The sequence below is a fragment of the Acidovorax sp. Root568 genome (assembly GCF_001427445.1).
Taxonomy (GTDB): domain Bacteria; phylum Pseudomonadota; class Gammaproteobacteria; order Burkholderiales; family Burkholderiaceae_C; genus Acidovorax; species Acidovorax delafieldii.
Genome location: NZ_LMGP01000016.1, coordinates 230943 through 245089 on the forward strand (window position 1 = coordinate 230943; position 14147 = coordinate 245089).

The 14147-nt window shown below is 65.8% G+C and carries 14 protein-coding genes; 4 read left to right on the top strand and 10 right to left on the bottom strand.

Annotation, left to right across the window (positions count from 1 at the left end; genetic code table 11):
• Positions 1-33 precede the first annotated feature (33 nt).
• Positions 34-186, bottom strand: a complete 153-nt coding sequence (locus ASD75_RS23425; RefSeq protein ID WP_165836572.1) for a rubredoxin — start codon at positions 184-186, stop codon at positions 34-36.
• A 115-nt stretch (positions 187-301) separates the two neighbouring features.
• On the opposite strand from ASD75_RS23425, the gene ASD75_RS15640 reads away from it, so the two are divergent.
• Together ASD75_RS15640 and hemL are read left to right on the top strand one after the other, a co-directional pair.
• The gene (locus ASD75_RS15640; RefSeq protein ID WP_056746881.1) at positions 302-1261 is read left to right on the top strand and encodes a bifunctional hydroxymethylpyrimidine kinase/phosphomethylpyrimidine kinase; all 960 of its coding nucleotides are present in this window, start codon (positions 302-304) and stop codon (positions 1259-1261) included.
• Positions 1245-2555 carry a glutamate-1-semialdehyde 2,1-aminomutase gene (hemL, locus tag ASD75_RS15645; RefSeq protein WP_056746882.1) on the top strand — a complete coding sequence of 437 codons (1311 nt, stop codon included), beginning with the start codon at positions 1245-1247 and terminating at the stop codon, positions 2553-2555. Before ASD75_RS15640 ends, hemL begins: the two co-directional genes overlap by 17 nt.
• 100 nt (positions 2556-2655) lie before the next feature.
• On the opposite strand, the gene ASD75_RS15650 is transcribed toward hemL, so the two are convergent.
• On the bottom strand, positions 2656-3435 hold the full coding sequence (locus ASD75_RS15650) for an IclR family transcriptional regulator C-terminal domain-containing protein (RefSeq protein WP_056066242.1): 780 nt from the start codon (positions 3433-3435) through the stop codon (positions 2656-2658).
• Between the two features lie 258 nt (positions 3436-3693).
• On the opposite strand from ASD75_RS15650, the gene pobA reads away from it, so the two are divergent.
• A complete protein-coding gene (gene pobA, locus ASD75_RS15655; RefSeq protein WP_056746883.1) occupies positions 3694-4878 on the top strand; it encodes a 4-hydroxybenzoate 3-monooxygenase in 1185 nt (394 codons plus the stop codon).
• A 49-nt stretch (positions 4879-4927) separates the two neighbouring features.
• Here the strand turns inward: pobA and ASD75_RS15660 are convergent, their stop codons facing one another.
• The 5 genes from ASD75_RS15660 to ASD75_RS15680 all read right to left on the bottom strand — a co-directional run bounded on the left by ASD75_RS15660 (position 4928) and on the right by ASD75_RS15680 (position 9244).
• A complete protein-coding gene (locus ASD75_RS15660) occupies positions 4928-5437 on the bottom strand; it encodes a c-type cytochrome (RefSeq protein ID WP_056746884.1) in 510 nt (169 codons plus the stop codon).
• A gap of 41 nt (positions 5438-5478) precedes the next feature.
• Positions 5479-7080, bottom strand: coding sequence for a bifunctional phosphoribosylaminoimidazolecarboxamide formyltransferase/IMP cyclohydrolase (gene purH, locus ASD75_RS15665; protein WP_056746885.1), 1602 nt, complete (start codon positions 7078-7080; stop codon positions 5479-5481).
• A 95-nt stretch (positions 7081-7175) separates the two neighbouring features.
• On the bottom strand, positions 7176-7409 hold the full coding sequence (locus ASD75_RS15670) for a Fis family transcriptional regulator (RefSeq protein ID WP_015015597.1): 234 nt from the start codon (positions 7407-7409) through the stop codon (positions 7176-7178).
• Positions 7406-8452, bottom strand: a complete 1047-nt coding sequence (dusB, locus tag ASD75_RS15675) for a tRNA dihydrouridine synthase DusB (RefSeq protein WP_056746886.1) — start codon at positions 8450-8452, stop codon at positions 7406-7408. The genes ASD75_RS15670 and dusB overlap by 4 nt, the downstream gene beginning before the upstream one ends.
• Before the next feature lie 210 nt (positions 8453-8662).
• Positions 8663-9244 (bottom strand): M15 family metallopeptidase, encoded by a 582-nt coding sequence (locus ASD75_RS15680; protein ID WP_056746887.1) that lies wholly within the window; start codon positions 9242-9244, stop codon positions 8663-8665.
• 151 nt (positions 9245-9395) lie between these two features.
• On the opposite strand from ASD75_RS15680, the gene ASD75_RS15685 reads away from it, so the two are divergent.
• Positions 9396-9878: a YqaA family protein gene (locus ASD75_RS15685; RefSeq protein ID WP_056746888.1), complete on the top strand. Its 483-nt coding sequence runs from the start codon at positions 9396-9398 to the stop codon at positions 9876-9878.
• A gap of 22 nt (positions 9879-9900) precedes the next feature.
• On the opposite strand, the gene ASD75_RS15690 is transcribed toward ASD75_RS15685, so the two are convergent.
• The 3 genes from ASD75_RS15690 to rarD form a co-directional block, all read right to left on the bottom strand.
• Positions 9901-11565 carry a bifunctional aminoglycoside phosphotransferase/ATP-binding protein gene (locus tag ASD75_RS15690; RefSeq protein WP_235511641.1) on the bottom strand — a complete coding sequence of 555 codons (1665 nt, stop codon included), beginning with the start codon at positions 11563-11565 and terminating at the stop codon, positions 9901-9903.
• Positions 11566-11730: 165 nt separating this feature from the next.
• On the bottom strand, positions 11731-12972 hold the full coding sequence (locus ASD75_RS15695; protein ID WP_056746889.1) for a diguanylate cyclase: 1242 nt from the start codon (positions 12970-12972) through the stop codon (positions 11731-11733).
• Between the two features lie 153 nt (positions 12973-13125).
• Positions 13126-14004, bottom strand: a complete 879-nt coding sequence (rarD, locus tag ASD75_RS15700) for an EamA family transporter RarD (protein WP_056746890.1) — start codon at positions 14002-14004, stop codon at positions 13126-13128.
• Between the last annotated feature and the right edge of the window lie 143 nt (positions 14005-14147).

Here is a 14147-nt window from a genome sequence, read left to right on the forward strand (position 1 = left end):
AAACAACGCAGCAGCGATTGGTGCTGGAGCGCCTCAGATCTGGACCATCTCGAAATCTTCCTTGCGGGCGCCACATTCTGGGCAGGTCCAGTTCATCGGGACCTGATCCCATGGGGTGTTGGGTGGAATGCCGTGTTCGGGAGACCCCTCAGCCTCGTCATAAATCCAGCCGCAAATCAAACACATCCAAGTTTTAAAGTCGGTCACAGCTTAAAGGGCCTTCACATAGAATGCAACGATTGTATCTAGTGATCTCCGCGGCCTGCAGCTTCCGTGCCACCCCTCCAGCAGGATCTGGTCCATGACCATCAAAGCCTCCCTTCCCCCCCCAGAAATCCCAGATATTGACGACGATGACGCGGAGGAAGCGAGCCCGGCCTGTGTGCTGGTGTTCAATGCCAGCGACCCCAGCGGAGCCGGCGGACTGACCGCCGACATCACCACCATCGCCTCGGTCGGCGGACATCCGATCGCCGTGGTCACCGGGGCCTATGCCCGCGACACCGCTCAGATTTTTGACCACTTCAGCTTCGACGACGAGGCTGTGTCCGAGCAGGCGCGGGCCGTGCTGGAAGACCTGCCCGTGCAGGCGATCAAGGTCGGCTTTGTGGGCAGCCCCGAGAACATCAGCACCATTGCCGAGATCACGACCGACTATGACGAAGTCCCCGTGATCGCCTACATGCCCAACCTGTCCTGGTGGCGGGACGAGCTGATCGACGAGTACCTCGACGCCTTCCGCGAGCTGCTGCTGCCCCAGACCTCGGTGTTGGTTGGAAACCACAGCACCTTGTGGCGCTGGCTGCTGCCGGACTGGACGGGCGAGCGCAGCCCCACCGCCCGGGACATTGCCCGCGCAGCGTCCGAGATGGGCGTGCCCTACACATTGGTCACTGGCATCCCCTTGCCCGAGCAGTTCGTCGAGAACGTGCTGGCCTCGCCGCAGACCGTGCTGGGCAGTGGCAAGTTCGAGCTGTTTGACGCCACCTTCTCGGGCGCGGGCGATACGCTCTCGGCCGCACTCACTGCCCTGGTGGCCAGTGGCAACGACTTGGGCGAAGCCACCAGCGAAGCGCTGGGTTACCTCGACCGCTGCCTGGACGCAGGCTTTCGCCCCGGCATGGGGCATATCGTGCCCGACCGCATGTTCTGGGCACAGCCTGAGGACGACGAGACCGACGGCGACGAAGAAGAAACCACGATTGATGAAACACAGGCCCTGGAGGGTTTTGTGATGCCACCCCATGACACCAAGCACTGATCTCAATATTCCCCTGTTCGAACGCGCCAAGGCGCTGATCCCCGGAGGCGTGAATTCGCCCGTGCGGGCCTTCAAGGCGGTCGGAGGCACACCCCGCTTCGTCAAGCGCGCGCAAGGCGCCTACTTCTGGGATGCGAACGACCAGCGCTTCATTGATTACATCGGCTCCTGGGGCCCGATGATCCTCGGCCACGGCCACCCCGCCGTGCTCGACGCGGTGCAGAAGGCTGCGCTCGAAGGCTTCAGCTTTGGCGCCCCCACCGAGCGCGAAGTCGAGCTGGCCGAGGAGATCCTGAGCCTGGTGCCGTCCATGGAGATGATTCGTCTGGTCAGCTCGGGCACCGAAGCGGGCATGAGCGCCATCCGCCTGGCCCGTGGCGCCACGGGCCGCAGCAAGTTCATCAAGTTCGAAGGCTGCTACCACGGCCATGCCGACTCGCTGCTGGTCAAGGCCGGCTCGGGCCTGGCCACGTTTGGCAATGCCACCAGCGCTGGCGTGCCGCCCGAAGTGGTGCAGCACACCCTGGTGCTTGAATACAACAACGTCGCCCAGCTCGAAGAAGCCTTTGCCCTGCACGGCAAGGAACTGGCCTGCGTGATGATCGAGCCTATCGCGGGCAACATGAACCTGGTGCGCGCGAGCGTGCCGTTCATGCAGCGCTGCCGTGAGCTGTGCACCGAATATGGTGCGCTGCTGGTGCTGGATGAAGTGATGACCGGTTTCCGCGTGGCCCTGGGCAGCGCGCAAAGCGTGTACGCCAAGAGCATCCCCGGCTTCCAACCCGACATCACCGTGCTGGGCAAGGTGATCGGCGGTGGCATGCCACTCGCGGCCTTTGGCGGCCCACGCGCCATCATGGAACACCTCGCGCCACTGGGCGGCGTGTACCAGGCGGGCACGCTGTCGGGCAACCCGGTGGCCACGGCCTGTGGCCTGGCCACGCTGCGCGAGATCCAAAAGCCCGGCTTCTTCGATGCGCTGTCGGCCCGCACCCGCTCGCTGGTCGATGGCCTGCAAGCCGCTGCCACGGCGGAAGGCGTGCCGTTCTGCGGTGACTGCGAGGGCGGCATGTTTGGCTTCTTCCTGCTGCCCGAACTGCCGCAGAACTATGCCCAGGTGCTCCAAACCGACAGCGCGCGCTTCAACCAGCTGTTCCACGGTCTGCTGGACCGGGGCATCTACATTGCACCGGCCTTGTATGAAGCGGGCTTCGTGAGCGCCGCCCACACCGCCGACGATGTGGCAGCCACCGTGGCTGCTGCGCGTGAAGTGCTCAAGACACTCTCAAAATAATAGCTAGCAGCGCATATTGCACTAGCGCTTCCTGCCAATTTGGCACCGAATGGCCCTCCCGAGGGCCATTTTTCATGGCGACGAGGCTTGTGGCGGACAGTCACAGCAGTCCGCGCAGTTCGCGGGCGGCCTCCTGCAGCAGCGGTAGCATGTCGCGCTGCAGGCTGCCCTCGTCCATCTGCTTGGGCGACGCCACCACGTTGAGCGCCGCCACCGTATGGCCCTGCAGGTTGCGCAGCGGCACAGCCAGCGCGTGCACGCCCAGCTCGTGCTCCTCCACGGCCAGGCAATAGTCGTCCCGCCGCACCTTGGTGATCACCTGCCGCAGCGGGCCTACCTGCGTAATGGTTTGGGGCGTGAGGCGGTGCAGGGGCCGGTTCTTGAGCCAGGCGGTCAACTCCGCCGGGGGCAGCGCCGCCAGCAACACGCGGCCGGTGGACGTAGGGTGGGCCGGCAGCCGCGCGCCCAGGTGCAAGCCATAGGCCAGCACCCGCGACGGCGCGCCATACACGCCACTGCGCGCCACGATCACCACCTCATCCCCATCCAGCACCACCGCCGAGAATGATTGCTGGGTCTGGGCTGCCAGCCGGTTCAGCGTGGGTTGCAGCACGCGCGGCAGCCGGGCAGACGCGAGGTAGCTGCCCGAAAACCGAAGCACCTTGGGCGCCAGCCAGAAGTAGCTGCCGTCCGTCTCCAGATACCCCAGGTGCGCCAGGGTCAACAGGTGCCGCCGCGCCGCCGCCCGCGTGAGGCCGGTGCGCTGCGCCGCCAGTGTGGCGTTCAGGCGCTGGCGCTCGGTGTCGAAACTCTCCAGCACGGCCATGCCTTTGGCCATGCCTTCGATGAAGTCTGCCTTGGCAATGGGGGTGGAAGCCATGGGGGTGACGGGTTGGGGACCGGGGAATTGAGCGAGGTTCTAACGCCGGGGCTACCGGGGCCCTGCAGCGGCTCGGTGCTCTCACCACCGGGACTGACCACCCGCATCACCCCGGAGACTGCGCGATCATCGCACAAAGTATCGACTGATCGCACGCAATCGGCAGCGCCGGATATCGCTTTGATCTGGATCAACCTACGCTCAAGGCCACTGGTTTTCGGTATCCCCCATCTCCCCCCCCATTCCCAGAGGTTTCCCATGCGCACCCAGGTTGCCATCGTTGGTGCCGGCCCCGCCGGCCTGCTGCTCGGTCAGTTGCTCCACAAATCCGGCGTTGACGCCGTCATCATCGAGCAGCGCAGCCCCGACTACGTGCTCGGCCGCATCCGCGCCGGGGTGCTGGAGAAGGTCTGCATGGACCTGCTGGACCAGGCGGGCGTGAGTGCCCGCGCCCATGCCGAGGGCCTGCCCCACGACGGCATCGAGCTGCTGTTCAAGGGCCAGCGCCACCGCATCGATCTGCACGAGCTGACCGGCGGCAGCCGCGTGACGGTGTACGGCCAGACCGAAGTCACGCGCGACCTGATGGATGCGCGCGCAGCGGCCGGCCTCACCACCGTGTACGACGCACAGAACGTGCAAGTGCACGACTTTGACGGCCAGCACCCACGCGTGACGTACGAAAAAGACGGCCAGACCCACGAGCTGGCGTGTGACTTCATCGCGGGCTGCGACGGCTACCACGGCGTGTGCCGCGCCAGCGCACCGGCCGACCTGCTCAAGACCTATGAGCGCGTGTACCCCTTTGGCTGGCTGGGTGTGCTGGCCGATGTGCCACCGGTGTCGCACGAACTCATCTATGCCAACACCGAACGCGGGTTTGCGCTGTGCAGCATGCGCAGCGCCACGCGCAGCCGCTACTACGTGCAGGTGCCCACCACCGACAAGGTCGAGAACTGGACCATCGACCAGTTCTGGACCGAGCTGGGCAACCGCCTGGACCCCGAGGCCCGCGCCAATCTGGTGACCGGCCCCGCTCTGGAGATGAGCATCGCCCCGCTGCGCAGCTTTGTGGCCGAGCCCATGCGCTTTGGCCGCATGTTCCTGGCGGGTGATGCCGCCCACATCGTGCCCCCCACGGGCGCCAAGGGCCTGAACCTGGCTGCCAGCGACGTGGGTTATCTGTGGACCGCGCTGTCCGAGTTCTACAACGAGAAATCGTCCGTGGGCATCGACACCTACTCCGACCGCTGCCTGCGCCGCGTGTGGCGTGCCGAGCGTTTCTCCTGGTGGTTCACTTCGCTGATGCACCGCTTTCCCGAGACCGGCGAGTTCGGCCAGAAGATCCAGGAAGCGGAGTTGGACTACCTGGTGCACTCCCGTGCGGCCTCGGTGTCGCTGGCGGAAAACTATGTGGGTCTGCCGATGAACTTTGGGGCCTGAGCGCCAGCGGGCCTCCAGACCCGGCCGCCATCGCCATCGCCATCGCCGTTCAGCGGGCGGCGGATGCGGGCTCTGCGGCCGACGCGCCCTGTGCCGCGGCGGACGGCACCGGCAGCGACACCAGCCACTGCGCCATCTCGCGCGCCTGGGCTTCCGTGACTTGCGGGTGGCGCGGCATCAAGGTGCGGCCCCACTCGCCCACACTGCCGTTGCGGATCTTGCCGGCCAGGTAATCGACTGAGTCGGCGCGGTCACGGTACCGCGCAGCTATCTGCTGGAACGACGGGCCTACGTAGTAGCGCTCCATGCCATGGCAGCGCAGGCAATCGGATGCCTCCACCAGGCGAAGTCCGGCCGGTGCGGAGGGCGGTGAGGCGGCGCTGCCTTCTAACCCTCCAGCACCCGACGCGCCCCGAGCGGCACTCACAGCGCCCGGCCCCGGCTGCAGCATGCGCCAGCCCAGGTTGAGCATGCCCAGCACCACCAGTGCCATGAACACCATCAAGGCCCACCCCAGCCAGCGGGGCCGGGGTGGCGGGGTCTCATCGTCGCGGTGCATGCGCGCGCACCGCCGCGAGCCCCGTCGCGATACCCATCATCTCAGTGGCGGAAGTGGCGCACACCGCTGAAGACCATGGCCACGCCACGCTCGTTGGCGGCGTCGATCACTTCGTTGTCGCGCATCGAACCACCGGGCTGGATCACGCAGGTAGCGCCCGCATCAACCACCACGTCCAGGCCGTCGCGGAAGGGGAAGAAGGCGTCGCTCGCTACGACCGTGCCTTGCAAGGTCAGGCTTGCGTGGCCTGCCTTGATGCTGGCGATGCGGGCCGAGTCCAGGCGGCTCATCTGGCCCGCACCCACGCCCATGGTCATGCCGCCCTTGCAGAAGACGATGGCGTTGCTCTTGACGTACTTGGCGACCTTCCAGGCGAACAGCAGGTCTTCCATTTCTTCCAGCGTGGGCTGCTTCTTCGTCACGACCTTGAGGTCGATCAGCGACAGCTCGTGGTTGTCAGCGGTCTGCAGCAGCAGGCCCGAGCCAATGCGCTTGGCATCCATGGCGTTACGGCCGCGTTCCCAGTCGGTCTTGCCACCGTGTGCGGGCAGCGCGATCTTGAGCAGACGCACATTCGCTTTGGCCTTGAAGATCTCCAGCGCCTCGGCGGTGAAGTCGGGGGCCATCAGCACTTCGACAAACTGCTTGCTGACCTGGGCAGCAGCCGCGCCGTCCACCACGCGGTTGAAGGCGATGATGCCGCCGAAGGCGCTGGTGGGGTCGGTCTGGAAGGCCTTGCTGTAAGCGCTCAGCGCGTCCAGGCCCACGGCCACGCCGCAGGGGTTGGCGTGCTTGACGATCACGCAGGCCGCAGCTTCAAAGCTCTTTACGCATTCCCACGCGGCATCGGCGTCAGCGATGTTGTTGTAGCTCAGCTCCTTGCCTTGCAGTTGCACGCCGGTGACCAGGGAGCCGGGTGCGGGGTGCAGGTCGCGGTACAGCGCGGCCTGCTGGTGGCTGTTTTCACCGTAGCGCAGGTCCTGCACCTTGGTGAAGATGCCGTTGCTCTGGCCGGGGAACTGGGTGCGCGTGGGCACGTAGGTTTCCGACAGTTTTTCTGCTTCGAACGTGACGGAAGAGAGGTAGTCGCTGATCGCGCCGTCGTACTGCGCGATGCGGTTGAACGCGGCCACCGACAGCGCAAAGCGCAGCTTGTCGCTCAACTTGCCACCGGCCTTGAGTTCAGCCAGCACGGCGTCGTACTGGTCGGCCGAGGTGATCACGCCCACGTCCTTCCAGTTCTTGGCGGCACTGCGCACCATGGCGGGGCCGCCGATGTCGATGTTCTCGATGGCGTCAGCCAGCGTGCAACCGGCCTTGGCCACGGTGGCTTCAAACGGGTACAGGTTCACCACCAGCAGGTCGATGGTGTCGATGCCGTGCTCCTTCAATGCCGCCATGTGTTCGGGCAGCTCGCGGCGGGCCAGCAGGCCGCCGTGCACCTTGGGGTGCAGCGTCTTCACGCGGCCGTCCAGCATTTCGGGGAACTGAGTGACTTCGGCCACCTCGGTCACGGGCAGGCCCTTGTCGGCCAGCAGCTTGGCCGTGCCGCCGGTGGACAGCAGCTTGATGCCCAGCGCGTGCAGCGCTTGCGCGAATTCGACGATGCCGGTCTTGTCAGAGACGGAGAGAAGTGCGTTCATGGTGGTGGTGCGGAGGTTTTGAATAAAAACGGGCTGTAGCGCTAGTGCATCATGCGCAAGCAGCTACAAAATAAATAGCAATCAGACAAACCCGGTCAGAGCAGCTTGTGCTCGACCAGCTTCTTGCGCAGGGTGTTGCGGTTCAGGCCCAGCCATTCGGCAGCGCGCGACTGGTTGTTGTCGGCCTGCTGCATCACGACTTCCAGCAGCGGCCTTTCGACCACACGCACCAGCATGTCGTACATGCCATCGGGCGTCTCGCCGCCCAGGTCGCGAAAGTAGCCCTGCAGGCTTTCGCGCACGCATTCTTCGATGTGTTTCTTGCTCATGCAACCAATCCCTCTTGTTCTTCTGTGTCGGCATCCACGTCGGTGGCGGCAGGCAGCCGGTCCATCTGTTGGCCCAGGGCGTCCAGGTAGTCGGCCACGGCCTGCCACTGTGTGGTGCAGTCTTCGATCGTATTGATATGTGCCCGCAAGGCCTCGCCGCCCGGCAGCGCGCGCAGGTACCAGGCAATGTGCTTGCGTGCACTGCGCACGCCGGTCAGCTCGCCATACAGGCGGTAGTGGTCTTGCAGGTGGTCCAGCAGCAGGCGCCGCACCTCGGCCACCAGCGGTGGTGCCAGGTGTTCGCCCGTGTCCAGAAAGTGGCCGATCTCGCGGAAGATCCACGGCCGGCCCTGTGCGGCGCGGCCGATCATGATCGCGTCGGCCCCGGTGACGGCGAGCACGTCGCGCGCCTTCTCGGGCGAGGTGATGTCGCCATTGGCCACCACGGGCACCTTCACCGCCGCCTTGACGGCGGCAATGGTGTCGTACTCCGCATGGCCTTTGTAACCCTGCTCGCGCGTGCGGCCGTGCACGGTGACCATCTGGATGCCCACGCTTTCAAACTGCCGCGCCAATGCCACGGCGTTCTTGTGCTCCTGGCACCAGCCGGTGCGCATCTTCAGCGTGACAGGCACGTTGAAGGGAGCGCAGGCCTCGACCACCGCAGCGGCGATCTCCACCGCCAGCGCCTCGTTCTGCATCAGGGCGGAGCCCGCCCATTTGTTACAGACCTTCTTGGCCGGGCAGCCCATGTTGATGTCGATGATCTGCGCGCCGCGTTCCACGTTGTAGACCGCAGCCTCGGCCATCATCGGCGCATCGGTGCCGGCGATCTGCACGGCAATGGGCCCCGGTTCCCCTTCATGGTTGGCCCGGCGCGAGGTCTTGAGGCTGTTCCACAAATCCTTGCGCGAGGTCACCATCTCGCTCACCGCATAGCCCGCACCCAGCGCCTTGCACAGCTGGCGGAACGGGCGGTCGGTGACGCCCGCCATCGGGGCGACGAACAACCGGTTCGCCAAAGGAATGTGGCCAATTTGCATGGGCGGGGATAGGCAGGGGGAGGCAGCAACAGATGCTGAAAAAGGAGGCGGGATTGTACCTGCTCAAAATTTCAGCAACTGAAATGGAGCACACACCATATCTATCCGCCGGTCGGGCTCCATTGAGTCAGCCCACGGGACGCCTCCCTCGCCCCCCACTCGGGCCCTGTGGCGCAAGCAACGCAGCGTCTCAACGCGCTGAGTGCAGGTTCACCGTGCGGCGAGATCGGTGTCTGCAGCCTGTGCGGGCGGTACACCCCGCTGCGCGAAATGCCACCAGGCATCCGGCAGGTTGTCGAACTGATGGCGCGCCATGAGCGCCCGCAGCCACTGGCGGTTGTGCAGCACGTCCGGGGAGAAACCGCTGGCGCCCGCCGCCTCCGAGCGCGCAGCGCCCGCCGGAGTGCCCATGTCCACGGCCTGCCCGTCGGCCAGCGGCCCGCGCACCACCTTGTGGGCCTTGGTGCCATCCACCACCTGTACCTGCACCACCCAGCCACCGCTGGCGGCGTTGCAGGTGGCCTGCAGCGCCATGCCCTGGGACTGCAGCTCGCGGCCAATGCGCTCCAGCGCCGGCCGTGCGGTGGGCGCCCTGTCGCAAGGCGCTATCGCGGTGGGCTCCCACAGCGTTGGACCCCCTTGCAGGCCAGGGCTAGGTACCGCGGCCTGCGGGCTGTGCACGCAGGCCGCCAGCAACAGGGCCATGGCGACCGAAGACCAGCGGGTCGCGGGTGGCAAAGCCACCGAGGGGTTCAAGCGGCGCGGTTGGGACGTTGTGGGCAATACCGGCATGGGCGACCTCCTGGGGTTGTCATTCAGGGCCAATGTGTTTTCACGATACAAAAGACGCTGCAACCCAGCCATGCGCCGATGGCGCGCTCCCCTGTAGGACAGATCCCCCTGGGGAACATGGAGCCCCACCCGCCCCCTACACTCGACGGCTATGGAAATCTGGATGCACCAGCTGCTCGAATGGCTGGCCCTGCCGCAATTCGGACTGAGCACGGTCTTTGTGGTGTCTTTTGTCTCGGCCACGCTGCTGCCGCTGGGCTCCGAGCCCGCCGTGTTTGGTCTGATCAAGCTCAACCCCGACCTGTTCTGGCCCGCCATCGTCGTGGCCACCCTCGGCAACACCCTGGGCGGCGGCGTGAGCTGGTGGATGGGCCTGGGTGCGCACAAGGCGGTGGACAAGGCACGCGGCAATGCCACCGAGGTGCGGGCGCTGAGCTGGCTCAGGCGCTTTGGCGCGCGGGCCTGCCTCTTGAGCTGGCTGCCGGTGGTGGGCGACCCGCTGTGCGCGGTGGCCGGCTGGCTCAAGCTGCCGTTCTGGCAGTGTATGGCCTATATGGCCGTGGGCAAGTTCCTGCGCTACCTCGTGATGACGAGCGTGCTGCTGTACTTCATGCCCGGCCACCTGGCCCCGTAGCGGCCCGCCGGTGCCACCGGGGTCAGTGTGGCAGCAGACGGTCCCAGTCCACGGGCACTGTGGTGTCCACGTGCAGCGTGATGGCCTCTTCGTGAGACTGCAGGGGGTGGGCGCGGGCCCACTGGGCGTCCAGCACCGCCACGTCCGCCTCTGACGCACCGCCTCCGGCCAGCGCGCGCTGGCGTACGCGCTCGCGCAGCACCGGCAGGGGGGCCTCGAACGACAGAATATGGCAGGGCACTTGCGCGGCAGCGGCCAGCTCCAGGAAAAGTGCGCGGGCATCACGGTCCAGCAAGGTGGCATCCACAATCACGGAGTAGCCTGCCGCCAGCACCTCGCGCGCCACTTGAGCCAGCCGCTGGTGCGTGCGCAGTGTGGCCTCTGCGGTGTAGATGCCGCCCGGTATGCCGTCGCTGGCAGCATCCGGCGCCAGGCCAAACAGGCGCTTGCGCTCCACATCGGCCCGCACACGCACCATGCCACGCTGGCACGCCAAGGCCAGCGCATGGGTGCTCTTGCCCGCGCCCGAAAAGCCATGGGCCAGCCACAAGGTGGCAGGGCACGGTGTGGACCAGCGTGCAGGCCGTTGTCCTGCAAAGCCCGCCGCCAGCTCCAGATATCCCTCCACGGTTTGTGCAGCGTGCCCGCTGCCACTGCCGCCACCGGTGGGGTCCATCCGCAGGGCTGCAACCCGCGCCCGCACCAGGGCACGGTAACAGCCGTAGTAACGCAACACCCCCAGGCCTGCGTAGTCACCGGTGTGTTCGAGCCACCGGTTCAAGAACCGCCAGGCCAGATCCGCCCGACCATGGGCCGCGAGGTCCATCACCACAAAGGCGATGTCAGCCACGCAGTCGATCCAGCGCAAGGCGGGGCTGAACTCCAAGGCGTCGAACAGCTGGGCCTCGCCATCGATGAGCGCAATGTTGGCCAGGTGCAAATCGCCATGGCACTCGCGCACCCGACCGGCTGCCCGGCGCGCCTCGAACGTGGGGGCCAAGGCTTGCCCCTCATGCTGGCACCAGCTGGTCACCTGCGCCAGCAATGGCCCCTGACCAGGCAGTGCGCCTGCCACGGAGGGGTGCAGAGCCGCCAGGCAGTCACCCACAGGCGCTTGCACCGCCGCTGCTGTGCCCCAGGTGGTGGCGCCTGCGGCTACGGCGGCCGTGGCATGAAACTGCGCCACATGGCGCGCCAACTGGTCGATCTGCACGGGTAACACACGATGTGCGTCCAATGCGGTGGCGAGCAGTGCCTCCTGGGCAAAACGCCGCATCCACACAGCGGGCTCGGCGCCTGGTGGAGCGCCTTGCCAGGGCACCACCCGCAGCGTGGCCGAAGCATCTTTTGCCGCATCGCACACCAAGCCGACAACACCCAGGTAAAGGCCCGGCGCCGTCCGGCGGTTGATGCGCAGCTCTTCCTCGCAGGCCGCATGTCGCAGCGCCCGCGTGCTGAAGTCCAGAAAATCCAGCTGCAGTGGCTTTTTGAACTTGTAGGCAAAGTCACCGGCCAGCAGCACCCACGAGATATGGGTTTCTATACATTCCACGGGCTCCATCAGGTCTGCAGGATAGGGAAAAGCCTGCGGTTGCTGCAGCAGCATGCGCACGCGCTGCTCGGCGGTGGCAAATTGTGCCGACAGATCGGTGGATGGAGGCATGAAACGGATGAGAGGCTGGTGCATCGGCACCCAAGCGCAGGTGCAAAAAGGTGCGATGCCACCCAGCGGGTGGCGGGGAACTGGCCCTCAGTGTGGGCGCTGCTGGCCGCTTGTCAACCCGGCCAGCGCAAACGATAGCCAGCAAACCGCCAGCACCCCGCAAGCGGATGGCCAGCAGATGGCGGGCAACTACAGGAAAGCGTGACTGCTGGGGACTGACAGGTCCGACAGCTGCGAATCGCCTTTGGCAATGGGCTCCTCAACCACCACCTGGTTGCGCCCGCCCTCCTTAGCCATGTACATGGCGGTGTCTGCCCGCGAGAAGAACTCCAGCACCGACTCGCCCAGCACATACTGCGTCACGCCGATGGACACCGTCACGCGCCCCTTGAGCAGGCCCGCCCAGGCGTGCGACTCGACCTGGGCCCGAATGCGTTCGCAGGTGTTGAGCGAGGGCAGCAACGAAGTCGCCGGGAAGATCAGCAAGAACTCCTCGCCACCGTAGCGCCCAAACACGTCGCCACCGCGCACGCCCTGCTGCGCAATGCGCGCAAAGGTGCGCAACACCTCGTCGCCCCCCAGGTGACCCAGCTCGTCATTGATGCGTTTGAAATGGTCAATGTCCAGCACGGCCAGGCAGAGCGGAATCCCGCTTTCGTCGGCCAGCTGCTTTTGCTCTTCAAGCGCCGCCAAGATGTAGCGGCGGTTAAAACAGCCCAGCAAAGTATCGCGCTGCGCATCTTCCTGGATGTTCTTGATCTTGCGGCTGGCCTGGTAGAGGCTGAGGTACAGCCGCTGCACGCGGCCCATGAGCACGATGAACGCAGGTACCGATACAGCCAGCGCCAGCAGGTGCATCAGCTCCAGCCGCAGCAGGGCGTCGTTGCCCTGCTCTGCGTAGTGCGCGGCTGCCACTGCCGCATAAGCGCACAACACCCCGGCCGTCAGCACCAGCAACGTGCGCCGGGGTACGGTAAAGATGCCATAGGCCACTGCCACAAACATGAAGGGGGCCAACAGAATCTGCGTGACTGGCTCCAGGTAGAACAACCCCAGCATGCCGCTGATGGAAGCCACCACGATGCCCAGCTTGAGATGGCGCAGCCGCAGTTTGTGGTGCAGACCCAAACGGAACAAGGCACCAAACACCGCGAAGCCCGCCGCCGTCAGACCGGCCAGCACCCACAGCACCTGGACCCCCACCACGCCCAACGCATAGAACCCCAGCAGGGCCAGGGCGTACAGGCCAATGAGCCCCGCTACAGCCCACCACTTGGACTGCGCACTGCGCTCTCCCCGGGGGCCAAAGCCATCCAGCGCGCGCCGTCCAGGTCGCACGGCGACTGAAGACGAATCGTCGAACTCCAGCACGGCATCGGTCAACGGGAAGGCATCCGTCGCCGAAAACAGGTTTTTGCGTCCAAAAAGCATGTGGTGGCGGGCTCTGGCCTGGATATGTGGGTGGGCGGTGCAGCAACACACGCGCAGCACCCGTCAGACAAATCGCAGGATCTTACGCGTGGCTGACAGAATCGAACTGCGCGTTTTCCAGTAGCCCAGGCGACAGGGACCGCCCCTGGCGGTTCAGGCCACCGCCATCCGCTGACGCGTCCACCAGCCCTCCACGCTGTACACCAGCAGCGCGGCCCAGATCAAAACAAAACCCACCAGCCGCGCGGGCTTAAAGGCCTCGTGGTACACCCACACCCCCAGCGCAAACTGGAGGCTGGGCGAGATGTATTGCAGGATGCCCAGCGTGGACATGGGAATGCGCCGCGCGCCAGCGGCAAACAGCAGCAAAGGTACGGCCGTCATGGGCCCGGCCAACAGCAGCCAACCCACAGTAGACGCATCGCCCTGCACCAGAGCGCCCTGTCCTTGCCAGCTCCACCAGGCCAGCACCACTGCCGCCACCGGCGCCAGCATCAGGGTCTCCAAGGTAAGCCCCTCCAGCGCGCCCAGCACCGCTACCTTGCGCAGCAGGCCATAGAAGCCAAAGGTCAGTGCCAGCACCAGCGCGATCCAGGGCAGGCGCCCTGCCTGCACGGCCAGCCACAGCACACCGGCCGCAGCCACCGCCACGGCCAGCCACTGCCCGGGCCGGGGGCGCTCGCGCAGGAACACGAAGCCCAGCGCCACGTTCACCAGTGGCAAGATGAAATACCCCAGGCTGGCATCGACCACATGGTGGTTCTGCACCGCCCACACGTAGGTCAGCCAGTTGCCCGACAACAGCACGGCCGACAATGCAAATGCGCCGAGCACCCGCGGCTGGCGCACCACAGACGCCATCCACGCCCATTGCCTGCGCACGGCCAGCAGCCCCAGCACCACGGCCAGCGACCACAGCGTGCGGTGCATCACCACCTCCAGCGACGGCACATCGGCCACCTGCTTGAAGTACAGCGGGAACAGCCCCCAGGCGACATAGGCCAGGGCAGCGTAGAGGATTCCTGTATTCATGCGTGAGAAACCATCAAAGAGTGAACGAAGGCATGGCCTTGCCCGGGTTGCTCTGGAGCGGGAAGCCGCCAGAAAAAATCCCTGCCCGCCCGGGGGCAGACAGGGATGACGGGCAACACAGCGCACGCAGGCCCCGAGGGGCC